The sequence below is a fragment of the Sphingobacterium sp. DR205 genome, from assembly GCF_011064245.1.
GTDB classification, from domain to species: domain Bacteria; phylum Bacteroidota; class Bacteroidia; order Sphingobacteriales; family Sphingobacteriaceae; genus Sphingobacterium; species Sphingobacterium athyrii.
The window spans coordinates 1,552,524-1,576,568 of the sequence record NZ_CP049333.1; the positions used below are offsets into that span (position 1 = coordinate 1,552,524).

The following is a 24,045-nucleotide window of genomic DNA, read 5'->3' on the forward strand; positions in this document are numbered from 1 at the left end:
GCTTAGAACTTACAGCTGGTCAATATCCCAAATGGCTGCTGCACGCTGCAATTCAACCAATGCAACTGCATAATTGTAGCGTGCTTCATCATAGGCCAGCTGGGTTTCATTGTAGGAGCGTTGTGCGTTGATCACTTCCAGTAGGGCGGTTTCGCCCCGATTGTAACTGTAGATCTTTCCTTCCAGGATTGCTTTCGCTTCGAGTAGCATCGTATTATTAAATTGCTGTACCTGTTTTTGAGTGGCTTTATATTGCATATAAGCTTGATTCACCTCAGTCTGGATATGTAGCTCCGCTTCTTTATAGGCAAGTTCGTCCTGTTGAATCTTGAATTGTAACGACTTTATCTCGCCTTTATTAAAATTGGAAAATTTTAGTGGTATGGCTAGACCGGCATTGATGGCATTAAACTGTGGTGTCGGTGCGGTTTCATTTCTGGCCTCACCATTGTAGGTAAAGCCGATGGAAATACCGAGATCTAGGACACGGTTTGCTTTTGCCAGCTGGAGCAAACTTTGGGAGAGCTGTTTGTTCTGTAATGAAGCCCTGAGATCACTGCGTTGCTGCAATGCTGTGCTGAGCAGCGACGGCAATAGGAAATTGCGCGCTAAAGAAACATCGGATTCTTGTGTCTGCCAACGTACTGTGCTGGTATCTCCCATAAGCAATGCTAGTCCGACAATGGCGGAATTGGCCGTTGCTTCAGCGGCTGATAGTGTATTTTGCATATGGGCAGCTTCCAATTTTGACTGGCGGTAGTCAATTTGTGGAATTACCCCCAGTTGATAGCGTATGCTGTCCGATGCGGCAAGTTGGGAGAGTTGTTGATAAGCTCGGCGGTAGGTTGCTACCAGTTGCTGGTTGTACCTTGCTGATAAAAAAGCGAGGGTGGCATCGGCACGCAAATTTCGGAAATAATCGACAAGCAAGAGCCGGGTCGTTTCGGCCTCATCGCTGGCGACGCGACGACGTGCCCGCCGTTTTGCACCCAATTCTACCATCCAGCTCAATCCGGCGGTATAACCCCGGCCCAGTTGTTTGCTGCTTTCGCTGTTATCGAATAATTCAACGGTGAATTCCGGATCAGGAAAGATCCCGGCCCTGATAATATTAGCCTCAGCAATCGAAAGGTTGAACTTTTCAGAGGCGTAACCGAGGTTGTTTTTTCCAACTTGGGCAATAAAGCTGCTGTAGTCCAATTTTTTTTTGGGGAAAGTTGAGTCCATCGTTTGTGCAGCCGCATTTTCAACGAGCAGCATAACGCATAGAAGAAGTCTGATCTGTGTTTTCATGGAAGTTTTATCTTATCATTCCATTGAAAATAGGACAGCTGCTTTCAATGGAATTCAGTATTTGATTTTAGGAATTTGTCTCCAGTTGTGTATGATCGCCTGATGATCCGGGTCCACCCTTGTGTTGTTTTCCCCGTTCCAGCAGATAGTATAATGGTGGAAGCATAAACAGTGTCAGTAGAGTAGAAAAGAGCAGACCATAGACGATCACGGTGGCTAAGGGCCGTTGAACATCTGATCCGATACCAGTAGCCAGTGAGGCGGGAAGTAAACCAAGTATGGCCACCGTCGCAGTCATCAGCACAGGACGGAATCTGCTAAATGCGCCTTCAATGACAGCTTTTTTTAAGGGCATACCATTTTTTCGTAGCACATTGAACTGCGAAAGCATTAATACACCATTTTGTATGGCGACACCAAAAAGCGCGATAAAACCCACTGCCGAAGATACATTTAAAGTCATACCGCGAAAGTTGAGTGCAAGCATCCCCCCAAAGAGCGCGAGTGGTACGATACCGATAAGTAGTCCGGCCTGTCCGAAAGAACCGAAAGTGCTGTATAGCAGGATAAAAATAATTGCCAGTGTCAGGGGGACGATGACCGCCAGTCGACTATAGGCACGATGCTGGTTTTCGAATTGTCCGCCCCATTGCAGCTTGATTTTCTGTGGATCGTATTTCAGCTTTTGCGCGATGGCTTGTTGGGCTTCGGTCAGGAAAGCACCCAGATCTCGTCCTCGTACGTTCAGTCTGACGGTGAGCTGACGGCTATTGCGTTCGCGTGATATGGTACTTTCTCCGGTATTGAGTTTGATGGTGGCGACCTGCGATAAGGGTATGCGGGCGCCGTTATCGGGATACAACATCAGGTTTCCGATCGTTTCGGGGGAGCTACGTTCATGTTCAGGATACTGACAGGTAATATCGTATACTTTAATCCCCTGATAAACCTGAGATACTGGTTTACCACCAATGGCAATTTGAATCAGATCGGTGACATCCGAAATATTCAATCCATATTGAGCGATTTTATCACGGTCAACGATGATCTGCAACTGTGGGAGTGGTGGCTCCTGATCAATGGCCAGGTCAACGGCACCCGCCACCCCTTTCAGTGTGGTGATGAGATCTTCGGCGGTACGCCGGGTTTCCTTTAGGTCATCGCCAAAAAGTTTGACAACAAGTTCACTGTGTGCGCCAGCGATTTTATCCATGACACCATCGATCATCGGTTGGGAAAAAGCTACATTGTAACCCGGCATCGTGGCATATTCTGCGGCCAGCTCATTGATAAGGTCCGCTTTGGTTTTTCCCCATTTCCATGTTTTGTAGGGCTTCAAACCCACACTGACTTCAAAATGTGAGGGGGTCCAGGCGTCGGTACCATCATCATTGCGTCCGGCCTGTACCATGACATAGGAAATCTCCTCATATTTCAGGGTACGCGCACGTAGGCTATCGCTCATTTCTTTGGATTTCTCTACGGTGATCCCCGGTGGGAGGGAAACCTGTAGCCAGATGGACCCTTCATCAAGTGTAGGCAAAAAATCTTTACCCACAGATGCTGTCAGCAGTCCTGTCGCTAAAAGAACAAGAGCAAGGGGAACAAATATTTGTTTGGGGCGCAGCATTATTTTTTTGATCCGCTGATGGTAAAGTGCTGTTAATTTTTCCAGCCATTTATTGTGATAAACTTTTTGTGGCTTGCGATAGATCATGTAGGCCAGTCCCGGGATAAGCAGTAAGGATACCGCCAAGGCTCCCAATAGCGCATAACCTACGGTATAGGCCATCGGCGTAAACAGTTTCCTTTCTACCCGTTCAAAGGCGAAAAGGGGAAGGTAGGCCGTGATAATAATGATGGTGGCAAAGAAAATCGGTTTGGCAACTTCGGCAATTCTGGCTGCCAGGCTAAGCTTGGCCAGCTGTACGCCAGGTTTTTCTTCCCTTTTTTTCAGAATTGTTTCGAGCATAACAATGGCACCATCCACGATAATTCCGAAATCGATAGCCCCCAGAGAAAGCAGATTGGCAGGTATATCTGTAAAATGCATCAATATAAAGGCGATCAGCAGTGAAAGTGGAATGGTAATGGCAACCAATAGGGCTCCGCGCCAGCTGCCCAGAAAAAGGATCAGTACAAGAATAACCAGCACCATACCTTCGAGGAGTGTTTTGGATACCGTATGCAAGGTATTATCGACCAGGCTAGTGCGATCTAATACAACGTGTATTTTGACATCTTTCGGAAGGATTTTACGGTTAAGTTCCTCGACCGCCGCATTTACACCGGCCAATACCTTGGAGGGATTCTCATGCTTTAATAGCAATACAATCCCTTCAATATTATCGGAATAATTAGCTCCCCGTTTGTCACTGTAGCCTAGGGCTCCTTTGCGGGCAAGATTGCCAAGTTTTACCTGACCCAGATCCCGCATGTAAATGCGATTTCCATTGACCGACTTGACAACAATATTAGCGAGGTCATCCAGTGATTTGACAAGGCCGATGCCCCGGATCACATAGGATTGGTCACCCCGGTTCATCATGCTTCCGCCGGCATTGGCATTGTTGGCTTCTATTTTTGAGGTTACTTCGCTTAGAGAAACTTCATATTGATCAAGTTTTTTAGGATCCAGTTCGACCTGAAACTGTGTTGTGATGCCCCCAAAATTGGTGACATCAGCAACTCCCGCCACCTGTTTGATTTTAGGGATAATGACAAAGTTTTGAAGTTCGGTCAATTTCCGAAGATCTTGGGTATTGCTTTCAAGAATGTACCGAAAGATTTCACCCGTCGGCGAGGTAAGTGGATCTAGGCCTGGTGCCGCACCGTAGGGGAGGCTCAGATCCGCAAGGCGCTCCTGTATGCGCGCCCTGGCCCAGTAGTCGTCAACTCCGTCTTTAAACACGATGGTGACCATGGATAGTCCAAAGGTGGTTTTGCTGCGCATGACTTCCATTCCGGGCAAGCCGTTGATGGCCTGTTCAATGGGAATTGTGATCTGTTGTTCCATTTCCTCGGCGGCCAGGCCAGGCACCTGTGTAACGATTTGTGAGGACACGTCTGCAATATCCGGATAGGCCTCAACTGTAAGCTGTTTCCATGCATAATAGCCGAAAAATGCAATAAGGAGAAAAGCAGTGGCAATAACCCATCTCTTGGTGATGATATGGCTAACAAATTGTTTCATTGTAATACGATTTTTGAATAAGGATTTAGTTGCTTGCTAGTAGATAAAATGCGCCCTCACTGATGATCTGTTCGTCTTTGGACAATCCCTGTACAATCTGAATCTGCTCATTTTCGGTGACACCGGTCTGTACATAACGCTTTATAAATGTATGGGCTGCCAGCTGTACCCACACGAAGCTTTTGTCGTTATATTGGAGCACGGCTTTGGCGGGAATAAATATACTGGCTGTCGCTGCCTGCTCAAATTGTGTATTGACATACATCCCCGGTTTGAGCAGTCGATCTTTATTGTCACATTCAACCAGCACTTCGATATTACGGTTTGCTTCGTCGACAAACTGATTGATATGGACAATTTTTCCTTGTCGTCTTTTTGAGGGTTGACTGTCAATGCGTACTTCGACAGCTCGGATCTGATCTATGACACTCAGATCTTTTTCTTTGACATAGGCCGAAACCCATACTTTCGATAGTTCGGCAATACGGAGTAAAGCAGGGGCATCTTCTTTATTGTATTGGCCTAACACGATCGTATTGCTTAAGATTTCCCCCCGGATGGGTGAACGGACGAGCAGGGGTTGGCCAAGGACGACCTGATTTGCCGTACTGTTATCATATATTTTTAAGGCTGCAGCTGTATTCTTGAGCGTTGTGTTGCTGATGGCAAAATTAGTTTCCGCTTCCTCAAGTTCCTTTTGAATGCCTACACCATGGCTGAGTAAGTCTTTTTGTCGCTTAAGGACATTTGCCGTCAGGTCATAAGTCTGCTTGGCGTCGAGATAGGCCCGTTGTGCTTCGAAGTAATCGGAAGAACTGATCGAAAATAACGCTGTATTGACAGCTACCTGCTGTCCAAGGCTTACATAGGATCTGACAACCCGTCCCGCAAAGGGCATAGGGATTTCAACATAGCTGTTTGGAATAATTTTGACCATGGCAGCAGTGTTGAACTTCAACTGATGTGGTTGCTGGATGACGGTAGTACACTTGATCTTTGACAGCAGTGCTGCGTGCGCATTGATTGTCAGGGTATCTCCCGCGAAATGCAGGTCAGCAGATTCTTCTGCAGGCACTGTGGACTGTGGGTTGCATGCTTGCATGATCGTGAGGACAGTGATCCAGCCCATAGACCTAAGGAGGTGGACAGGAATTTTGATAGCACGGTTAACCATTGTTTTTTTTTCTAAAGGTCATCGTCTACTCGTTTACGATTTGTTCATTCGGAAGGGCAGTAGATGACCGACGTTTCTGTTTCAAAAAATTATGGTGCAAAGCTATCCATGCCTTTGCTGAAAGGCCGTTAGAGAGGCTTTAGAAAAATATTAGAATTTTATTAGCGTGCTGATGAATGGGGGAGGTTAACCTGAAAGACGCTGCCGATATGTTTTGTTGAACGGACAAGGACTTCGCCTTGATGCAGTAGAATAATCTTTTTGGTCAGCGAGATACCGATGCCATTCCCTTCACTGTAGGCTTTGTTGTTGCCTCGATAGAAAGGGGTGAATATGCGTTCAAGATCGTGGGGCTCGATACCTATGCCGTCATCTTTAAACTCGAGCTGTATTGAGGTTTTGCTGGATTTGATCGCTATGGAACATTTTTGGTTATCGGAAAACTTACAGGCATTTTCAATTAAATTCACCAAGGCAACCCGGAGCAGGTATTCATTACCGACAGTCGAAATCATGTGCTCGTCCTCCAATACTGGATCGACAAAAATATCGAGCTTATAATCCGGATTGGCCTGCAAGACCTGCTGGCAGGCGTCAAGTAGGAGTTCATCCACACGTAGGGGCTTGAATGAGATCTCTGAGCTATCGTAACTCGCCTTGGCAAAATCAAGTAAGCTGTTGAATAGCTTTTTGAGTTTTTGGGCGTCGTTTAAAATGTTGTCAATGATGGCTTTATATTCAGCTGTGCTGCGGTCTTTATTCGTAGAAATTTCAAGTTCGGTAATCATTGCGGCCAAGGGGGTACGCAGCTCATGTGAAATATTGGAGACAAAATGCTTTTGTGCGTCGAAGGAGCTTTCGAGACGATTCAGCATATCGTTAAAGGTGTTGGCCAGCTCGGCTAGTTCATCTTTATTGCCCGTGCTCTGAAGTCTTGCATCCAGGTTATTGGCCGAGATGTTTTTGACTTTTAGTGTCATTGCCTGAATCGGATGGAATACTTTTTTTGAGAAAAATATTCCGGCGGCATAGCTTAAAAAGACCGCAAAAATAAAAACAATAATGATGGTCGATAACAGGTTTTGAAGTTTGTTATACCCATATTGATCATAAGCAGCTGCGGTGATGATAAAATTCGTGTTGTTGTACGTATAAGTAATGCCGATCACTTGCCATTTGTCCTGATAAAAGCCAATTTCCTTTTTTTTGACAATATCCCGCAACATAGCCGGCGTCTCCTTGACGAAATCAATGTCTACGGCATCATGGTACAATAGCTTAAAACTGGTGTCATAGATGGCTACTTCAACCTCATTGAGGATTTTTCGGTTGTTGTGGTAGATATCTTCCAGTATTTTTTTGTCGACCCGCGCATTTAAAAACAGATTTGCTTTGGTATAGGCTTCTTTTTTTAGCAGGGCAAAAAATTCGTTCTCCCGATTCTCTACTGCGGAAAAATAGACCGTGCAGGCAAACACCATTAGGATGGTCGCTGTGACGACTGTAAACAGTATGGTAATTCGCGTTCTGATCTGCATTAGTCCTGTTTTAAAATAAAGCCCATTCCAGATTTGGTATGGATATATTTTTTATCAAAATCCTTATCTACTTTTTTTCGGAGGTAATTGATATAGACATCAATAAAATTGGTGCCGGTATCAAAATGGGTTTCCCAAACTTTTTCAGCAATCTCCATTCTTGACAATACGCGTTCGGGGTGCAGCAACAGGTAGTGCAGCAATTTGAATTCTTTGGGTGTCAAACTGATTTCGACGTTGTTGCGCCTGACATTTTTGGTATGCAGATTCATTTCCAGATCCGCATAGCGCAATAAGGCTCCTGTGGCATGATCCCGTTTCTGATAGCGTTTGAGCAGCACCCGTATTCGGGCCAATAGCTCACGCATTTCAAAAGGTTTGACCAGATAATCGTCCGCTCCGGCATCAAAACCTTCAATTTTATCATCTGTGGTGCCGAGCGCGGTAAGCATGATAATGGGCAGGTCGGGTTTGCTATGACGGATTTCTTTGCAGAGATCGAGACCATCCATCTTGGGCAATACAATATCGGTTATGATCAGGTCGAAATCGTGTTGCAGAGCCATTTTCTTTCCTGAAACGCCATCATAGGCGATATCGGTCTGAAATTCATTCTCATCCAGCCCGCGTTTTATTAGTCCTGCGACACGGACATCATCTTCGATTAAAAGAATTCTCATACAACAGCGAAAGATTATTCGTAAATACTTTAACCACAATATTGACTGACCATAAGGTATGGGCCATGCAGGACAAAGTTATCAAATTTACCCTGGTTTCGTGATTTAAGGCCTGTTGTTTTTGGCTGATGTTTATATTCTTGCCATACGACAAGTGTATCTTGCTTTCAATCAGTTAACTTTGGTGAAATAACCCAGGTGCCCAGCACCTATAGATCAATGAGCGATGGATAAACCAAAATCAGCAAAATTAGAAGTCATTATCCCCGCGTATCGGATGCACAGTCAGAATTTTATCAATGTGCTGGATGGTATCACGGAGGAGCATGCACGTCAACGTATCAACGGGCAGACCAACCACATGGTGTGGATGGCCGGTAATTTTGTCAATGTACGTTATGGGATTGCATATGTCTTGGGGCTTCAGGAGGAAGATCCCTACCACGACTTATTTTTTATGGGGAAAACCTTGGACGAAAAGTTTAACTACCCAAGTTTACAAGAATTGAAAGATAGTTTTTATGCCATTTCTCCCAAAGTTTATCAGCGTCTGCTGGAAGTAGACGATGCGGAATTGGCGGAGATTTTTAAAATTGACATGAACATTCCTTTTATCGAGGAGAATAAGCTCAACTTTGTGGGAATGTGCATTGGAAGGCAGGATTATCTTTGTGGCCAAATGGCACTGATGCGGCGTATACTCAATTATCCAAGTATGAAATACGATGTGGATGAAAGCATGGCCTATTAGGAATGAAACAGCCTAAGTGAACGTCTCGTAAAGACTGTGCTTCACTTAGGCTGTTAACCGGTTTTTAGCTTAGATATGTCAGAATCTCATCCATACATTGGAGGGCAATAAACCGCTCATATTCTAAATTAATCTCATGCTGTTCATGCGTCCATGTGATATGGTAGGGGATGTGAACGCCAAAACCGCCGAGTTCGAGTACTGGCAGGATATCGTGATTAAGAAGGAGGATATGGCCGCCTATCTTGGAATTTCGGTCAGAAGTCTCAATCGAGAACTCAAGAAATTACTGTAATTATGGAAAAAGATCATCCAATCTTCTGAGAATTGATGTTGTTCAGAAGACTGGATGAATGGCTGCGTTATTCGCTGCCTTTGATGGTGAAGATCACGCCGGAATAGTTATCGTGATCAGGACCGATATAAAGCAGGTCCACTCCTTTTTTATTTGGTTCTTTGAGTTGTTCCAGAAATAGTTTATAGTTCATCCGCTCTATTTTTTCTTCCCAATCTGTTTCGGATTTCGGTTTGATGGAACTGATATTGTCCATCTCAAAAAGCGCTTTACTTGTTTCAAGTTGTTTGGAACGTTGAATGAATATCGTGTCAGCGACAATCTTATTAATTTTTATCCATCCTGAAGGTAATCCGTTAATATTCCCACCGTTGCTGTTGGTAAAAAATGTTACACCATAAAGTTGACCTGCTTCCAGATGCTGTAGATTGCTGAATAATTTTTCCGTTTCATTTTCACGTTGTTGGCCAGCAATTTTGTTCTTTACCCCATAAATTCCAGCCCAGATCAAGATAGCCGCAAATACAAATACAAAACCTTTCCATAGCTGAAAGTAAGGGATTGAATACGCTTTTTTTAAGGTTTTGATCTCTGCTTTAAGCTCGTCGGAGTAATTGCGTGCATGGATAAGTTGGCCACGTCCATCATATAGCCGCGAAATCTTGACAAGACCACCGCCAAAGGGGAGACCAAGAAATTTGCGTGCGGGCGTAATAATCTGTAAAGTAAAAGTTCTGGCTGAACTTTCATTCTTTAAGGTCGTTGTTACCGTCTTTTCGGCTAGTACAAAGTCGTAGATACTGTAAATAAATAACATAGTTGTTGTGATTTAAGCAAATGGAACAGCAGGATAGGCTGCTGTCCTAACAAAAACCTTTTGTGATAAAGGTGGACGGCAAATTTAAAAGAAAAAGCAGAAAATTGGAACTTAAGAACGGAGATTTGAGTATTGTCTAAAAAATGGGTAAATTGAAATCCATTAAAACGATGTTTTGACATACAAAACAAATAGAAATGCAGCACTTTAGCATCATGTACCTAAAAATCGTCTTATTTTTTATGTGTGTAACAAGCTGTGCGATGGGACAAAAAATCAACAAGTCCTTATTGGATAAAACCCTGTCCAACCATTATTCCAATGGAAATGAACCGGGAATCGTTGTTGCGATTAGTCAGCACGGACAGATCCGTTATCAATATGCAGTAGGAATAGCAGATTTGAAAACGAAACAAAAGATCACGGAGAAGACCCATTTTCGGATGGCCTCCGTGAGTAAGCAGGTGACAGCGCAGGCTATTTGTCGCTTATTTGACCAGGGGAAATTACATCCAACGGATCAATTAGGATCTTTTTTTAATAATTTACCGATGGCTCTGCGGGGTATAACCGTTGTTCAATTACTTCAGCACCGGTCGGGGATCATGGATTATGAAGCATTGATACCCACAGGCCGAACAGCACAGGTGTCAGATCAGGATGTACTGGATTATATCCGGCAGACGGATACGCTCTATTTCCCAATAGGGAGCCAATTCCGATACAGCAATACAGGTTATTGCCTACTGGCATTGATTGTGGAAGAGGTGGCGAAGGAATCATTTGCAACTTTCGTGAAAAAGAATTTATTTCAGCCGAATGGTATTGTGGAAGGAACCATCTATACGGCTGACGCGGATATCCCCAATCGTGCTTTGGGCTATCATCCTAAGGAGGATACCTTTGTGTTTGCGGATCAGAGTGTGACCAGTGCCACACAAGGCGATGGAGGTGCCTACTTATCGGCAATCGAATATCATCAATGGGCCAATTTTTTGCTTCATAAGCGTTTTCAGCAGGCCGGTATACGGGATTTGCTGGAAAACGAGCACTTGGCGGTAAAAGATGGCGTTTCCTACAATTTGGGCTGGTTTATCTATCCTTTCGGTCAAAATACAGTATGCTTTCATTCCGGTGAATCAACGGGCTTCCATAATATCGTTTATTTAGACAAGCAGAAAGAGCTTGTTGTTACCTTATTTAGCAATCGTGATGACCTTCGGATTGCAGAAGCATTTGACGCCCTGCTGGAGGAGATGAAACTACGTAAACCAATGGATGAAAGCGGACAAAACGAAACGGTTTTTGGCTGGCTCAATGCGGTATATGCGAATTAACCTGTCTTGTTGAAAAAGCAAGATCGCCTATCCTTTTTGAAGGCGTTGGCGATCTGCTATTAAGGCTGTTAAAGTGCCTGCATCAATAAAATGCCCCTTGAGGTAAGCAACTATTGTCTCCATGTCCGCCACTTCATGGACCAAGAGGTCTGTTGCGGCTGAAAGTAAATGGGCCAATAAAGAATTGACGATGGAACCCGGTTGTCCCTTATGTAATGGTAGGGCTACCATGCCGATTCAACTATCCCTTAATTCCTTTTAACCAGTCTCTAAATTTGCCAACCTGTTCAGCGATAAAAGATTCGTGATCTTCATTTTCTTCGTCCCCGCCGGGGAGAATATGTTCAAAATAAGATCCTTTCAGGATTTTTCGCAATAATCCTTCTCCTATGAATGGTTTGTCGTCGTTCAGTGTCCGTGCTGCTTTTAGCAAGTGACGGATATCATATTGTAAAGGATTGATATCGGGTACTTGTTTGTTGAGATTCAAGAGTTCGTACACGGCAATGCGTGCGGTTCTGACGGAGCTTTCCATGGTAAAGACGACGTCGTTGTTGGTTTCGACGAACTGTCCAACGAGGCCTAGATTTTTACAGCCTTCGGGCACTACTCTTGGGCGGTCACCTTTAGCACGAGGCATAAACATGGAGGTGATATAAGGCATAAATGTCGTACGGACAATCGTATTTTTAATGACATCATCCAATTGGTCTATTATTCCAAGGTGATGACATAGTTCAGCCAAAATTTCATTTCCGGTACATTCGGGCATGGTCTTTTTAACATAATTTCCTTGCTTGTCCATAAATAGGGCATAGACCCAAAGGACAAGAACATCGTCGGGCTGGCCCGGGAAGTGCGGTTGTCTGTTGCAGGTGAAGCTCATCAGCCAATTGGAATCTGTAATTGTGATAATACCACCAGTGACTGTTTTTCCGGAGTATGGGTCATTGACCGAATAGCCTTTCAATTTTTCGATTAATGCCGAAGGTTTACAAGTCAGTGTAGCAGATTCCCAGGCTGATTTTTCAATATTGCTACAGAATTTTTCTGGCTTACCGAAAATAGCAGACTTGGCGGCCAGATTTTTCCAAAGTTTCCAGCCGGCACTTTGTCCGCTTGTGCTGTTGTCGATATCGATGATCGGTGCTTTGACATTATCACCATAGAAGGTGTCTTCGGTCATTGAGCCGGTTGTGACAATCACAAAGTCATTTGGACCGAGCGGGATGCGTACTTCCTTGCCATCTTGCTCGGTAATGATGCCTTCAACGGTTTTTCCTTCAGTATTGCTCTGTATGTCGAGATCTTTGACCAGCACATTGAACTGAATTTTAACGCCTTTATCTTGTAATACCCGACGCAACGGGGTGACGAAAGTATCATATTGATTGTATTTTGGAAATACAAGGGACGAAAGGTCATTTAATCCATCGATCGCATGAAGGAAACGATGCATGTATAGTTTCAATTCCAATAAGCTATGCCAGTTTTCAAAAGCAAACATGGTGCGCCAAAAAGTCCAGAAATTACTGCTTAAGAAAGATTCACTGAAATAATCTTCAATTGTCAGGTCATCCAATTCTTCTTTCTTCTTCAGTAGGAGCTTGACGATCGCCAGTTGATCTTTTTTGGCTAGTCCAAATTTGCTGAAATCTTTTATTTCACCAAGATTGTGGATAAGCCGTGCCTTTGAATAGTTGGAATCGTTGTCGTTGATCAATCTATATTCATCGAGTACACTATAAGGAGCAGGCATTTCCAAGGCTGGAATATCCTGAAACATATCCCATAGATTTTCATAGGTCATGTCCATTTCACGTCCGCCGCGAATAACATAACCATCTTTGGCATTGCCAGCGCCATCAAGGGATCCGCCTTCAACATGTAATTGCTCCAAAAAGGTGATATTTTCAGCTGGCACATGTCCGTCACGGATGAAATAGTATGCAGCTGACATGCCGGCAATCCCGCTACCGACAATGTAGATTTTACTGTCCTTATAAGATTTGGTCGGGATTCCCTTGTTACGTTGATAGTTTCCTATTTGATCTGAAAAAGGCATGGCCTTTTTGGGCGTATTGCGTTGTTGTTCTGTGCTTGAATCCGGTTCATGATTTACATTTCTATATTCAGCAGATGCATTTAATACTTTGTCGAATTTTGAGGTGATTTCTTTCATGATTCTTATTGTTTTTAATTCTTGAGTAAAGTTAGTCATACTCCTTAGATCATTTATGCCCTCAAATTCGCTATTGTTCTACCGAATTTCCTTTTTTTACATATTTTGTCTTTTTCGATATTCAGAAGGCGATAACATAGCGTATTTCTTGAAAAACCGGCCAAAAGCAGAGATCGAATTGAAACCTATCGCATAGGCGATATCGGAAATGGTCTTTTCAGGATTTCCAAGTAGCGCATAGGCCTCTTTGAGTAAATTTTCGTCTATGATTTCATGCGGGGTCTTCCCAGATGCTTTTTTAACAATACTAATCAGGTATTTGTTTGAAATAAATAACCTGTCAGCGTAATATTTTACATCTTTGCATTGACTGCAATGCTGCTGTACCAGTTCTGTGAACTTAAAAAAAAGACTGTTTGCTTCCTGAATTGTCTCAACAGCATCTTGATCCTCCACAGCCAAAGCATCAGCTATTTCGAGCAATAGGTTAAATATTATGGTGCGAATAATGTCAGGAGTAAAACGTGTTGTCCGGAGGGTTACCTCGCTCAGGTATTCGAGAAGCTTTAATAGTTTTTCGACTAGCTTTGCTGTACTGGGGATAATGGCAAAGGTAGATTTATTGAACAGCCCCAGTTTTTCGATGAAAAACGGATTGGCAATATTTTTCAGTAGAAATAACTTGTCAAAGAAGAGTAGTTTCATTCTGAAATCCTTGCTAACCGCAGTGAATTTAATGATGGTGGAAGGGGCTGAAACAAGTAAGCTATGCTGGGTTAATGTATGTTTCTGGTTGTCGATTTCTACTTGAATTGTCCCGGCAGTGCAAACGCAAATGGCATAAAAATCGATACGAAATGAATTGCTGGGGTATTCAAAAAGCGGATTGCCAGAGGAGATATAATAGGGACGATTACAATCTACACCAAAGAAAGATAAGGTATCTTGCAGGCTATCGTGTGTATTTGGATTGATCTTGATGCGAAACTTCATATACGTGTATTGTAATGTGTTTGGGACCTATTGCTTTCAGGGAGTTGAAATAGCGGCTATGACCGTTTCAACATAAGTTTTTCCGTAGCTATTTCATCTTCTATACCACTGAAGTAGCTTTGAAATCCAAATTTTGTTAGTAATTTCCTGGAGGCAACATTGTCCGGATCTATTATACCCACAACATCTTTATTTGCATCGATATGTTTGGCCATTGCCAGCATAGATTCGCAGATTTTCGTACCGAGGCCCTTGCGCCAAAATTCCTTTTGAAGCAAATAGCCAATTTCAAAAACCGTCGGGTCTTTTTTATAGTTGACTAATTTGCAGTCACCTAAAAATAATTGGCTCTCGGAATCGATAACCTTAAAATAACCCAATAATGGATCCCTATTGATGTCAAGAATGGAAGCGAATTTTTTTTCGGCTTCCTCGGGTGTTAGTCCTTTACCTGAAATATATTTCATGATCTCATCCTCTTTGACAAGTTCTTTAAATAACATGAAATCTTCAGCTGTATATTTTTTGAATTCTAGTGTATTGTACATGGCTAATATGTCTTCTACACAAGATAAGGTTGTTTTTTTATTAAATCAAACTGTTTCGGTTCATATCATCATTTTTCTGTCTAATTTGTGATTGCCCCGATTAAAATATCGGAATTTAAGTTACATTGTCATTGTGCAATGAATACGGAAATTTATTTCCGGCAACAGGTTGGAATGATCAATACAAACAGGAACATATTTAACTCGTGAAACAATGAAGATAGCAGGATTATATGAAACACATATTCAGGTACGCAATCTGGAAGAATCTGTCAATTTTTATACAAAGGTCTTAGGGCTGCGGATTGCTCATCGTGATCCCAATCGGCCTATTGTCTTTCTTTGGGTCGGGACGGATAAGGAATATATGCTGGGACTTTGGGAGGAGGAAGCAAATTTTCAGCCGCGGCATTTTGCTTTTAGAGCCAGTAAAGAGGATATCTTAAATTATGCTGTAGACTATCTCAAGGAACGGCATTTACAACCTTATAATTTTTTGAAAGATGGAGTTGAAAAACCGATGGTATTTGGCTGGATGCCGGCACTGGCAATTTATTTTAATGATCCAGATGGAAATCAATTGGAATTTATTGCCTTATTGGAAGGTGAGGGGCGGCCGGAACTGGGGGTAATGTCCTATGAAGACTGGTTAAAGCAGCGGTAAAAAAATAAGCGGCTATTTACTTGCCGCTTATTTTTTATGAAGTAACTGTTAACGGAACGGTTTTGAATGGATCAGGATTCGTCGTTAATCTTTTGATAATCTGGTAATGGCTTCGTCCCGCGTAGCAACAAAGTTGATCTTACGACCTTTATTACTTTCATAGATGAAATCATTTAAACTCTTGCTTTTATAGACGGAGAAATCACCTACAATAGCGATGTCAAAATCGTACTGCGTATATTTTTGCAGAATATCCCCGGCCAGCTTGGTTTTAAGTTCAAAAAAATCAGCTGAAATATTTTCTTGGTATAAGATCGCTTTGTATGCTTCTTGTGCAGCACAGTCGACCATAATCTGTAAGCCGTCATCTAGATTGTTGATGAGGATATCAGTGTCTTTTACTTCAGCGATATGTTGATCTTTTATTTGAAAAATGTTGATTTTCATGTTTTTTGTTTGAAATATTGACTGTTTATGTTTTAGTCCCATAGACGGATTGAAATAGATCGTTGGACTATGCTTATCCGGTAAAATCTTTCATCATATCGATGGATGGGCAGAAGTACAGTGTCCCGCTCTGGGCTGTACTAAAGTCCAGGATACGGTCATAATTACCTTCAGGTTCACCAATAAACATGCGCTTTAACATCTGTGTCACGGTACTGAATCTACTGGCATAAGCAATAAAGTAAGTGCCCATTTGATTATTGGCGATATTGCCAAAAGGCATATTGTCCCTGACGATTTTAAGATCATCGCCTACATTGGCTAAGGCTGAATGCGAATTGGCCGGTTTGACGTCATCTGTCATTTCAATATCATTGGTTTTACTTCGTCCAATAACCTTTTCCTGTTCGGATACTGGTAAAGCCCGCCAGCTTTTGATGTCATGGATGTACTTTTGAACAAAAAGGTAGCTGCCACCTTTATAGGCTTCATCCTCATTGCCAATAATACCAAAGAAAGCACGGTCTTCTCCTGTCGGATTTTCGGTGCCGTCGACAAAACCCAGAATGCTCCTTCCATCCCAATAGCGAAAGCCGTGAATTTCTTCCTTGCAGTCAGCAACTGCTGCCAGTACATCGGAAATTTCGGCTGCCATGTCAATACAATAGCTTTGCTCTTCAGCCCGAATATGAAAATGGAGGTCACCCGAGGTAGCCACAGCGACATGTTTTTGTCCCACAATGGGCTCAAAAGGAACCAATTCTTTCGGTAATGGCTCCTGTAACGCTAATTTTTTCCAAGCGTGGTAACTGATTCCCATGACGATACTCGCTTTTAAACCAGTCGAACGCACCTGAGCCGAATTATTTAGATTGACAACCAGGGCACAGATCCGTTCAAATACCGGTTTCAGCTCTTTATTTTCCTGAAAATTCCATACCATAAAAACGGTATTGTTGCTGGGTGAATCGATAACATTCTGCGCTTGATTGTTCATAAAATATGGTGTTGAATGGACGTTGACAATACTACTAAGCTACACATAAATTTATTTCCAAACAGATCAAATTATTCTTCTGAGGTTGTTTTTTTGTATAATGACTGGATTTCTTCGATTACTAAAGTCGGATTATCGTAAAAGATGTGATGTTGTGCGTTCGGCTCCAAGATATACTTTCTGTTGTCCTTTTCGTCTGCAAACTTTTTTAATGCGGCAACACATTTACTTCTATCGGGTTCTTCAAAAGCGGTAATTCCTGAGCCAATAATGGTCATTGGAATGGTTGCATGTGGCGCTACTTCATGCAAAATAGCCGTTGAATTCTCATAATTCATCGTCAAATGATAGAACCCCAAACTCTCTTTTTTGATCTCCTGAAGTCGGTCGGCATATTCAATCTTTAATGATTTTCCGCGCTCCTTTGTCATAAAATAAGGCGAGACAATATCTATCATCACCGCACCAAGTACCTTCCCCTTGTTTTCATCGGCAAATTTCAACGTATAATTACCGCCAAAGGAATGTGCGACAAAGAAATATTGGTCGTGATAACCCAATTTATTCAGCGCCCTTTTTAAATCAGCGACTTCAGTTGATAGATTGACATTAACGGTATCTATACCACTTTTTCCGAAACCCGCCCGATCGTAGGTGATTAATGGTGCACCTAATCTGGCTGATAGTGGGGCCAATAGCTGCTGCCATACAGAGGCATCGTTTCCAGCTCCTGATTCAAAGATGATGGGAATTCCTTTTCCAGCTGTGATATTAAAATGTAAGCTATGCTGGCCAACACTGATCGTCGTGTCTTTCGATTGTGCAAACAGATCGAACGTGGCGAGTAACAGGAAAATAGAAAAGAAAATAGGCTGTATACGGATCATATTGAATTCATTAAATCTTAGCTCTTACATCATTCATTTTGAGCGTCATTGATAGCGCTTCTGTTTCGATCCAGTTGCTGTAATCTTCAATGGCTTTTAAACGCAGTTCATCTGTAAGATATCCTTCTATGACCATTTGTTGCGACTGGGCAACTTTGATCCAGATTCCAAGATTGGTCTGGAAGTGATCGTCGCCCCTTGTATAGGTCTGATCAGCATTGATGGTCTCAATCGCTGTAAATCCCTGTTGCTCGAGTATGGCTGAGATTTCATCTGCCACACGATTGTTCATACCTGCGTCGGCACGCCATTTCAGAAAAGTTTGATAAAATTCCAGCATACTGGATGGAGGTGCTGGATTCCATTCGATCGCAGTATGGTTATAATCCAAAATTGAAAGCTGTCCCCCTGGTTTTAACCAGGATCTGAACCGTTTTAGTGCTTCAGGAATATCGCTTAGCCATTGCACGGTTCTCGCAGTCATAATCAGGTCAAACTGATGTGGTGGCTCATAACTAAAAATATTATCACACACCAAGCTAAGATTGGCGGTATTAGCATAGTGTTGATTCCCGATATCAATAAAGGATTGGGTGTTGTCTAAACCAATGGCTGATCCCTCTTTAATAAGTGATGCGGCTTCATTCGTCAGTGTCCCTGTGCCACAGCCCACATCCAGAATAGTCAACCCCGGTTTTAGCAAAGGAAGGATAGTCCGGTAATCATTCGCGAGGGTTCGTCTTTCAAATATTTTATTTGCCTGCTGGTCTTTTCTGTCAATAAGTTTCTCTTTCATTTGATTGGTTTAGTATACTGTAAATATAATTCACTTTGGTGATAAAAAGAATTTATTCGAATCCATGTTTATCACGAATAATTTTTATATTAGAAAATAATGATTCCGAACCACTAGCTTACTGCTAACTATGCTAAAAAAACAATTTAATAATATGAAGAAAATAACCAAAGTCCTTATGCCGATTTGTTGCGCTTTTTTATTATCAGCATGCTCATCAAACTATCTGATGACTTTTAATGGCGGAAATTTAAAAAAGAGCGAAGAGAACGGAACTTTTTCATTCAATAATGACACGATACAGATTGATTATTCTTTTGCTGGTAAAGAGGGGAAAGTTTATATGAAAATAGAGAATAAACTGGATAAACCTGTTTTGTGGGACCTGAAAAGCTCCGCATTGGTTATCAATAATAAAGCATTTAGTTATGCTGCCGAAAGTGTCCCGATTAAGGGACAGATTGATGGATCAGTAACTGGTTTTAGAAATAAAGATTTCGGTACATTGAGTGAGGATTGGGTGCGTGGATATTTCAATGGAAGCATAGGTCTTCCTAAAGATATTGTGCTGATCCCGCCGCATGCTTATGTCGACGGCAGTTACTTTGATCTTCGAAATGATGTAAAAGAAATCACAATGTCATCAAAAAAAGAGAAGGTGTACATGTATGATATGAACGGAAAAAGCTATGCAGTAAAGTTGGCAAAATTTAAACAAGACGAATCGCCATACAATCTGCGTAATTTCTTGAGTTATTCGGTACTTTCCGATGGTCAGGCAATTTCAAAAACCACCGAACAACAATTTTATGTGGAACAACTCTGGCAGACTGGGGCAGTATCGCTAAATAATATTATAGAGATATATACAAAGAGGAGTGACGTTATGGCTTACAAAGAAAAGAAGGGGCAAGATGCCTTGCTCGTGGGCGGGGTAGTGGCATTGACAGCTGCTGCTGTCGCTATTGATGATAAGCAGGTCAATTAAAATGAGATAGTAATGCCTTGGCTGCATTAATAAATAAAGACAAAAGGCCTTACTATTTTTCAGTAAGGCCTTTTGTTTTTATTTCACAGTGGTACCATCCGCGATTTCTTCATCGGCTTTACTGATGAGTCGCATGGTCGTACTAAGGTCACCAAAGACTTCGACCTGACCGTCAATGCTACGTCCTTTTTGCACCGGAACACGGCTTGTTTTGTTGTCTACAACGGCGATGACAAAACTGCCTTCACCGGAGGTAAAGACCGCTGTTTTGGGAACGACAAAAGTGCTATCCTGAGAGGTCAAAGGTAATTCAACTTCGGCAACCATACCCGGGATGAGTTTGTTGTTGGTATTGGTAATGTCGATTTCAACTCTTTCAGATCTGAATCTGCTATCCAGCGCCCCGGACTTGCGTGCGATCTTACCTGAAAACTGTTGGCCCGGCAATGACTTTACGGTAAACTGCAGCGGTTGATCTGTGGCCAGGAAGCCGGCATATTGTTCGGGTACGGCAACAGCCAAGCGGAGCTTGCTCTGTTGCTGGATGGTCATGATGGGCATCTCCGAACCTCTGCCCGCTGGTCCGACATAAGCCCCCTGATTGACATTACGTGTAGCGATAACACCATCAAATGGTGCACGTATTTCTAGGTAGTTCAGTAGGTTTTGTACCTCTGCATAGGCTGATTTTGCTGCCTGAAATTGAGCGAAATCAGCATTCTTTTTCGCTTCAGCGACTTCGAGATCCAGACGTGCTACGGTACCCTCAACTTTACTGGTTTCGAATAGTCTATCGTAGGTACTTTTAGTGGCCATGTAAATCGCTTCCTGCGACTTTAATCTTGATTTTGCAGCCGACAATTGTGAACTCAATTCCGGTGCTTCCAGAACAGCTAACAGCTGTCCGGCCTGAACCCGACTGCCAATGTCAACTTTTAATGCCAGTACATAGCTGCTCACTTTGGCGTAAATTTCTACCTGTTGAAATCCACTGATCTCGCCGGGTATCTGCATTTTGTTTGTTAGTTTCTGTTTAGACGGCGCAAATGTTTCCATTACTGGACTTGCCGTTACCGCTGCCACTTTTTTGCCATTTTCTTCGGCAGCGGACTGACATCCGGTTAAGTAGGCGAGTAGGCCTACTGCGGATAATATTTTTAGGAGATTGTGTTTCATGATAAAGGTTTTAATGCTGCGATATAATGTTTACTTTCTTCGTCTTCTGGATCTAAGGAGATTGATTGGGTGCTGCTTTTCTCTTGTGCCCAGGCAAATATTAAAGGTAAAATCACCAGTACGGCAAACGTAGAGAATAATAAGCCTCCGATAACGGCACGTCCCAAAGGAGATACCTGTTCACCGCCTTCACCATGGCCTATTGCCATGGGCAACATCCCGACAATCATGGCCAAACTGGTCATAATAATAGGGCGTAAACGGAGTGAAGCGGCTTCACGTGCGGCAGCCAATGCGTTTTGATTGTGCTTGCGGATATGTTCGGCATTGGTGATCAGCAGCACCGCATTAGCAATGGATACACCAACAGACATAATAATACCCATATAAGACTGTAGGTTGAGCGTTGAACCAGTCAATAAAAGCATCAGCAGGGATCCAAGGACAACGGCTGGGACAGTGGTGAGGACGACCATAGAAACTTTAAATGACTGAAAGTTGGCCGAAAGCATCAGAAATATCACGATAATCGCTACAGCTAACCCAGCCTGTAAACTATCCATTGTTTCGCTCAGCACTTTTCCTAATCCGATTTGCTCCACCGAAAAACCGCGTGGAAGTTCGCCCAAAGCTTTAATACTACGTTGTACATCATTGGAGGCTGTTTTCAGATCCGTATGGTCGATATTGGCGGTGACAGAAATGTAGGGCATGGCACCTAGGTTGTCGTTCTCGCCATAAGTATAAGATGGGGTTATGGTTGCAATATCGCTCAGTATTGGCCGTGACGAATTTTTTAACAATGGAATTTCTCCAATCTCTTTCTCGTCTTTCATTTTATCAATGGGTACCTGTACTTGCACATTGTAAGAGAGTCCGGCTTTCTCATCAATCCAGGTATTTTTCTCTGTATAGCGGGAGGACGATGTTGCCGCAATCAATGAGCGGGTCACTTCTGCAAGGTCAATACCTAGCTGAGCGGCACGTACTCGGTCAATATTGATGTCATAGGACGGGTATTTGATGGATTGTGCGAGTTGCACATCCCTGAAATAGGGAATATCTTTCAGTTCTTCAATTAATTTGCCTGCATATTTTTCATTATTCTTTTTGTTTTTACCCGCTATCCGTACCTCGATCGGTGTCGGCGAACCTTGGCTCAGGACTTTATCAGTGAGTTCGATCGGTTCAAAAGAAACCTGCACATCAGGAAGAGCTGCCTTGAGTCGCTTTCTGTATTCGTCGCGGAAACTGTCCATATCGTGGTGATAATCTTTGAGAGCGATCTGAAAAACGGCTTCATGGGGACCTGCCATAAACAGGTAGATCGGTGATACGGAGAATTGCCCGGGGTGTTGACCAATATAAACAGAGGATATGCTAATGTGTTCTTTACCGACCAGTTGTTCAAGCTCAGCTAATGCACGTTTGGCCTTTTCTTCGGTACGTTCAATGCGGGTGCCTTCGACGGCACGCAGACGCATCTGAAATTGGCTCGAATTGACCTTTGGAAATACGTCCTGTCCAATCGTATTGAGCAAAACGAGGACCAGACTTATGGCACCCACCAGGTAGACGACGGTGATAATTTTCTTCTGCTTGAACAGTCGGTCGATCATTTTCATAAACCGATTTCTGAATCGTTCAAACAGGCTGATCTTGCCATCGTTGTTAAAATCTTCCCGTTCGACAAGAAGTTTCTTTTGATTCAGGGTATCTTGTTCGGATTCAACGGATAGACCTGTTTCGGCAAATTGAACTTCATCCGGATTCAGTCCTTTTGGATTTATTTTATGTGCACCGGTTTTGTGGTGATCTTTCATGAGCCAATTGGCCATGATCGGTACGAAAGTCTGTGACAGCAGAAAGGAGATAATCATGGAGAATCCAATGGACAAGGCCAAGGGTAAGAATAGGGATCCCGGAATACCTGTCATCGTAAATGCAGGCGCAAATACGGCAAGGATACACAATAAAATCAACAGTTTTGGCAGGGCAATTTCCTTACAGGCATCCCAAATGGCCAATGCTTTGGGTTTGCCCATATCCAGGTGTTGGTGTATATTCTCTATCGTGACTGTACTCTCGTCAACGAGGATACCGATTGCCAGTGCCAATCCACTCAGTGACATTAGATTGATCGTCTGCCCAAATAGTTTCAGGAAGAGCACACCCGAAATAACCGAGATCGGGATCGTTAGGATAACGATTAACGCAGCTCTACGGTCGCCCAAAAATAATAAGACCATCAGACCGGTGAGTATTGCTCCGATAGCGCCTTCGGTGATCAGACTTTTGACGGAGTTGATGACATAGACGGATTGGTCAAACTCATAGGATAGTTTGACATCCTCGGGCAAGGTATTCTGTATTTTTGGAAGTGCAGCTTTCAGATTTTGTACGACTTCCCAAGTGGAAGCATCACCGGCTTTGGCAATGCTGACGTAGACCGATCGTTTGCCATTGACGAGCGCATAACCTGCGGTAACATCGGCACCATCTTTCACTGTGGCAATATCACCCAGATAGAGATTTTGTACTCCGCCTTTAAAAAGCGGGATTTTCTCAAAATCTTTTACATCCCGAATGGTGTTGTTGGTGGGTGTAATGTAGTTTTTATCTTTTATACGGACATTTCCGGCAGGTGCGGTCTGGTTGTTGAGTTTTAATGCTTCGACGACCTGATCGGGGGTCATGTTGTGACTGCGCATCAGATCGGGATCTACATTGACCTCGATGGTACGGGGACTGCCCCCAAATGGTGGCGGGGAAAGTAATCCCGGTATGGAGGTAAATGAAGCCCGTACATAGACATTGGCCAGATCCTGTAGTTCGTTGTTGGAACGTTTATCACTACTGAGTACAAGCTGCCCTACAGGGAGTGAAGACGCATCAAACCGGATAATAAAGGGCGGTTGTGATCCCGGAGGAAAGGAGGCCTGGATACGATTAGCCAATGCACTCAATTCGGCTGCTGCCTGCGCCATGTTGGTGTCTTCGTAGTAGGAGATCTTCATTAAGGTCAGCCCCTGGATGTTTTTGGTCTCAATGGATTTGACGCCATTGGCAAAAAGTAGGATATTGACGTAGTTTTTAGCAAAATAAGACTCCATCTGATCTGGAGAATAACCCCCAAAGGGGTGCGCAATATAAATAACAGGAAGGTTCATTTTGGGTAAAATGTCGACCTTGATGGTGCGTACTGCACCTATTCCAAATACAATAAGTCCCATGACCAACACAAGGATGGAGATCGGCTTACGTAAGGCAAAACGGATTAAATTCATGC

The 24,045-nt window shown here is 43.0% G+C and carries 21 protein-coding genes; 5 read left to right on the plus strand and 16 right to left on the minus strand.

The window, feature by feature from the left end:
• Positions 1–9: 9 nt before the first annotated feature.
• The 5 genes from G6053_RS06520 to G6053_RS06540 form a co-directional block, all read right to left on the minus strand.
• Complete coding sequence (locus G6053_RS06520; protein WP_165305866.1) at positions 10–1,293, minus strand: TolC family protein; 1,284 nt, start codon at positions 1,291–1,293, stop codon at positions 10–12.
• A 67-nt stretch (positions 1,294–1,360) separates the two neighbouring features.
• Entirely contained in the window at positions 1,361–4,486 is a 3,126-nt protein-coding gene (locus tag G6053_RS06525) for a CusA/CzcA family heavy metal efflux RND transporter (RefSeq protein WP_165305867.1), read from the minus strand.
• 25 nt (positions 4,487–4,511) lie between these two features.
• Positions 4,512–5,660 (minus strand): efflux RND transporter periplasmic adaptor subunit, encoded by a 1,149-nt coding sequence (locus G6053_RS06530; RefSeq protein WP_165305868.1) that lies wholly within the window; start codon positions 5,658–5,660, stop codon positions 4,512–4,514.
• Between the two features lie 161 nt (positions 5,661–5,821).
• Positions 5,822–7,198: a HAMP domain-containing sensor histidine kinase gene (locus G6053_RS06535; RefSeq protein ID WP_165305869.1), complete on the minus strand. Its 1,377-nt coding sequence runs from the start codon at positions 7,196–7,198 to the stop codon at positions 5,822–5,824.
• The gene (locus G6053_RS06540; protein WP_165305870.1) at positions 7,198–7,878 is read right to left on the minus strand and encodes a response regulator transcription factor; all 681 of its coding nucleotides are present in this window, start codon (positions 7,876–7,878) and stop codon (positions 7,198–7,200) included. Before G6053_RS06540 ends, G6053_RS06535 begins: the two co-directional genes overlap by 1 nt.
• A 226-nt stretch (positions 7,879–8,104) precedes the next feature.
• Here G6053_RS06540 and G6053_RS06545 point away from each other — a divergent pair, with 226 nt between their 5' ends.
• Both G6053_RS06545 and G6053_RS30570 read left to right on the plus strand, forming a co-directional pair.
• Positions 8,105–8,629 (plus strand): DinB family protein, encoded by a 525-nt coding sequence (locus tag G6053_RS06545; protein ID WP_165305871.1) that lies wholly within the window; start codon positions 8,105–8,107, stop codon positions 8,627–8,629.
• 145 nt (positions 8,630–8,774) lie between these two features.
• A complete protein-coding gene (locus G6053_RS30570) occupies positions 8,775–8,924 on the plus strand; it encodes a helix-turn-helix domain-containing protein (protein ID WP_206531877.1) in 150 nt (49 codons plus the stop codon).
• Positions 8,925–8,991: 67 nt separating this feature from the next.
• Here the strand turns inward: G6053_RS30570 and G6053_RS06555 are convergent, their stop codons facing one another.
• A complete protein-coding gene (locus G6053_RS06555; protein ID WP_165305872.1) occupies positions 8,992–9,741 on the minus strand; it encodes a hypothetical protein in 750 nt (249 codons plus the stop codon).
• Between the two features lie 263 nt (positions 9,742–10,004).
• Here G6053_RS06555 and G6053_RS06560 point away from each other — a divergent pair, with 263 nt between their 5' ends.
• On the plus strand, positions 10,005–11,078 hold the full coding sequence (locus G6053_RS06560) for a serine hydrolase domain-containing protein (RefSeq protein WP_165305873.1): 1,074 nt from the start codon (positions 10,005–10,007) through the stop codon (positions 11,076–11,078).
• 27 nt (positions 11,079–11,105) lie between these two features.
• On the opposite strand, the gene G6053_RS30575 is transcribed toward G6053_RS06560, so the two are convergent.
• The 4 genes from G6053_RS30575 to G6053_RS06580 form a co-directional block, all read right to left on the minus strand.
• The gene (locus tag G6053_RS30575; RefSeq protein ID WP_206531878.1) at positions 11,106–11,309 is read right to left on the minus strand and encodes a hypothetical protein; all 204 of its coding nucleotides are present in this window, start codon (positions 11,307–11,309) and stop codon (positions 11,106–11,108) included.
• 10 nt (positions 11,310–11,319) lie between these two features.
• Positions 11,320–13,260 carry an oleate hydratase gene (locus G6053_RS06570; RefSeq protein WP_165305874.1) on the minus strand — a complete coding sequence of 647 codons (1,941 nt, stop codon included), beginning with the start codon at positions 13,258–13,260 and terminating at the stop codon, positions 11,320–11,322.
• A gap of 96 nt (positions 13,261–13,356) precedes the next feature.
• Positions 13,357–14,253: a helix-turn-helix domain-containing protein gene (locus G6053_RS06575; protein WP_165305875.1), complete on the minus strand. Its 897-nt coding sequence runs from the start codon at positions 14,251–14,253 to the stop codon at positions 13,357–13,359.
• A gap of 56 nt (positions 14,254–14,309) precedes the next feature.
• On the minus strand, positions 14,310–14,801 hold the full coding sequence (locus G6053_RS06580; protein ID WP_165305876.1) for a GNAT family N-acetyltransferase: 492 nt from the start codon (positions 14,799–14,801) through the stop codon (positions 14,310–14,312).
• A 214-nt stretch (positions 14,802–15,015) separates the two neighbouring features.
• Between G6053_RS06580 and G6053_RS06585 the strand changes: the two genes are divergently transcribed.
• On the plus strand, positions 15,016–15,465 hold the full coding sequence (locus tag G6053_RS06585) for a VOC family protein (RefSeq protein WP_165305877.1): 450 nt from the start codon (positions 15,016–15,018) through the stop codon (positions 15,463–15,465).
• 84 nt (positions 15,466–15,549) lie between these two features.
• Here G6053_RS06585 and G6053_RS06590 read toward each other — a convergent pair whose 3' ends face one another.
• The 4 genes from G6053_RS06590 to G6053_RS06605 all read right to left on the minus strand — a co-directional run bounded on the left by G6053_RS06590 (position 15,550) and on the right by G6053_RS06605 (position 18,592).
• Positions 15,550–15,912, minus strand: a complete 363-nt coding sequence (locus tag G6053_RS06590) for a DUF4180 domain-containing protein (RefSeq protein ID WP_165305878.1) — start codon at positions 15,910–15,912, stop codon at positions 15,550–15,552.
• Positions 15,913–15,985: 73 nt separating this feature from the next.
• Positions 15,986–16,909, minus strand: a complete 924-nt coding sequence (locus G6053_RS06595; protein ID WP_165305879.1) for a Dyp-type peroxidase — start codon at positions 16,907–16,909, stop codon at positions 15,986–15,988.
• Between the two features lie 71 nt (positions 16,910–16,980).
• Entirely contained in the window at positions 16,981–17,796 is an 816-nt protein-coding gene (locus G6053_RS06600) for an alpha/beta hydrolase (RefSeq protein ID WP_165305880.1), read from the minus strand.
• A 10-nt stretch (positions 17,797–17,806) separates the two neighbouring features.
• Positions 17,807–18,592 (minus strand): methyltransferase domain-containing protein, encoded by a 786-nt coding sequence (locus G6053_RS06605; RefSeq protein WP_165305881.1) that lies wholly within the window; start codon positions 18,590–18,592, stop codon positions 17,807–17,809.
• Positions 18,593–18,746: 154 nt separating this feature from the next.
• On the opposite strand from G6053_RS06605, the gene G6053_RS06610 reads away from it, so the two are divergent.
• Positions 18,747–19,580 (plus strand): hypothetical protein, encoded by an 834-nt coding sequence (locus G6053_RS06610; RefSeq protein ID WP_165305882.1) that lies wholly within the window; start codon positions 18,747–18,749, stop codon positions 19,578–19,580.
• Positions 19,581–19,658: 78 nt separating this feature from the next.
• Here G6053_RS06610 and G6053_RS06615 read toward each other — a convergent pair whose 3' ends face one another.
• Positions 19,659–20,756, minus strand: a complete 1,098-nt coding sequence (locus tag G6053_RS06615; protein WP_165305883.1) for an efflux RND transporter periplasmic adaptor subunit — start codon at positions 20,754–20,756, stop codon at positions 19,659–19,661.
• Positions 20,753–24,043, minus strand: a complete 3,291-nt coding sequence (locus G6053_RS06620; RefSeq protein WP_165305884.1) for an efflux RND transporter permease subunit — start codon at positions 24,041–24,043, stop codon at positions 20,753–20,755. Before G6053_RS06620 ends, G6053_RS06615 begins: the two co-directional genes overlap by 4 nt.
• Positions 24,044–24,045: the final 2 nt, after the last annotated feature.

Excerpts from the sequence above, each read along its gene's own strand:
- G6053_RS06520 (WP_165305866.1), bottom strand. The coding sequence starts at position 1,293 with ATGAAAACACAGATCAGACTTCTTCTATGCGTTATGCTGCTCGTTGAA.
- G6053_RS06525 (WP_165305867.1), bottom strand. The coding sequence starts at position 4,486 with ATGAAACAATTTGTTAGCCATATCATCACCAAGAGATGGGTTATTGCC.
- G6053_RS06530 (WP_165305868.1), bottom strand. The coding sequence starts at position 5,660 with ATGGTTAACCGTGCTATCAAAATTCCTGTCCACCTCCTTAGGTCTATG.
- G6053_RS06535 (WP_165305869.1), bottom strand. The coding sequence starts at position 7,198 with ATGCAGATCAGAACGCGAATTACCATACTGTTTACAGTCGTCACAGCG.
- G6053_RS06540 (WP_165305870.1), bottom strand. The coding sequence starts at position 7,878 with ATGAGAATTCTTTTAATCGAAGATGATGTCCGTGTCGCAGGACTAATA.
- G6053_RS06545 (WP_165305871.1), top strand. The coding sequence starts at position 8,105 with ATGGATAAACCAAAATCAGCAAAATTAGAAGTCATTATCCCCGCGTAT.
- G6053_RS30570 (WP_206531877.1), top strand. The coding sequence starts at position 8,775 with ATGCGTCCATGTGATATGGTAGGGGATGTGAACGCCAAAACCGCCGAG.
- G6053_RS06555 (WP_165305872.1), bottom strand. The coding sequence starts at position 9,741 with ATGTTATTTATTTACAGTATCTACGACTTTGTACTAGCCGAAAAGACG.
- G6053_RS06560 (WP_165305873.1), top strand. The coding sequence starts at position 10,005 with ATGGGACAAAAAATCAACAAGTCCTTATTGGATAAAACCCTGTCCAAC.
- G6053_RS30575 (WP_206531878.1), bottom strand. The coding sequence starts at position 11,309 with ATGGTAGCCCTACCATTACATAAGGGACAACCGGGTTCCATCGTCAAT.
- G6053_RS06570 (WP_165305874.1), bottom strand. The coding sequence starts at position 13,260 with ATGAAAGAAATCACCTCAAAATTCGACAAAGTATTAAATGCATCTGCT.
- G6053_RS06575 (WP_165305875.1), bottom strand. The coding sequence starts at position 14,253 with ATGAAGTTTCGCATCAAGATCAATCCAAATACACACGATAGCCTGCAA.
- G6053_RS06580 (WP_165305876.1), bottom strand. The coding sequence starts at position 14,801 with ATGTACAATACACTAGAATTCAAAAAATATACAGCTGAAGATTTCATG.
- G6053_RS06585 (WP_165305877.1), top strand. The coding sequence starts at position 15,016 with ATGAAGATAGCAGGATTATATGAAACACATATTCAGGTACGCAATCTG.
- G6053_RS06590 (WP_165305878.1), bottom strand. The coding sequence starts at position 15,912 with ATGAAAATCAACATTTTTCAAATAAAAGATCAACATATCGCTGAAGTA.
- G6053_RS06595 (WP_165305879.1), bottom strand. The coding sequence starts at position 16,909 with ATGAACAATCAAGCGCAGAATGTTATCGATTCACCCAGCAACAATACC.
- G6053_RS06600 (WP_165305880.1), bottom strand. The coding sequence starts at position 17,796 with ATGATCCGTATACAGCCTATTTTCTTTTCTATTTTCCTGTTACTCGCC.
- G6053_RS06605 (WP_165305881.1), bottom strand. The coding sequence starts at position 18,592 with ATGAAAGAGAAACTTATTGACAGAAAAGACCAGCAGGCAAATAAAATA.
- G6053_RS06610 (WP_165305882.1), top strand. The coding sequence starts at position 18,747 with ATGAAGAAAATAACCAAAGTCCTTATGCCGATTTGTTGCGCTTTTTTA.
- G6053_RS06615 (WP_165305883.1), bottom strand. The coding sequence starts at position 20,756 with ATGAAACACAATCTCCTAAAAATATTATCCGCAGTAGGCCTACTCGCC.
- G6053_RS06620 (WP_165305884.1), bottom strand. The coding sequence starts at position 24,043 with ATGAATTTAATCCGTTTTGCCTTACGTAAGCCGATCTCCATCCTTGTG.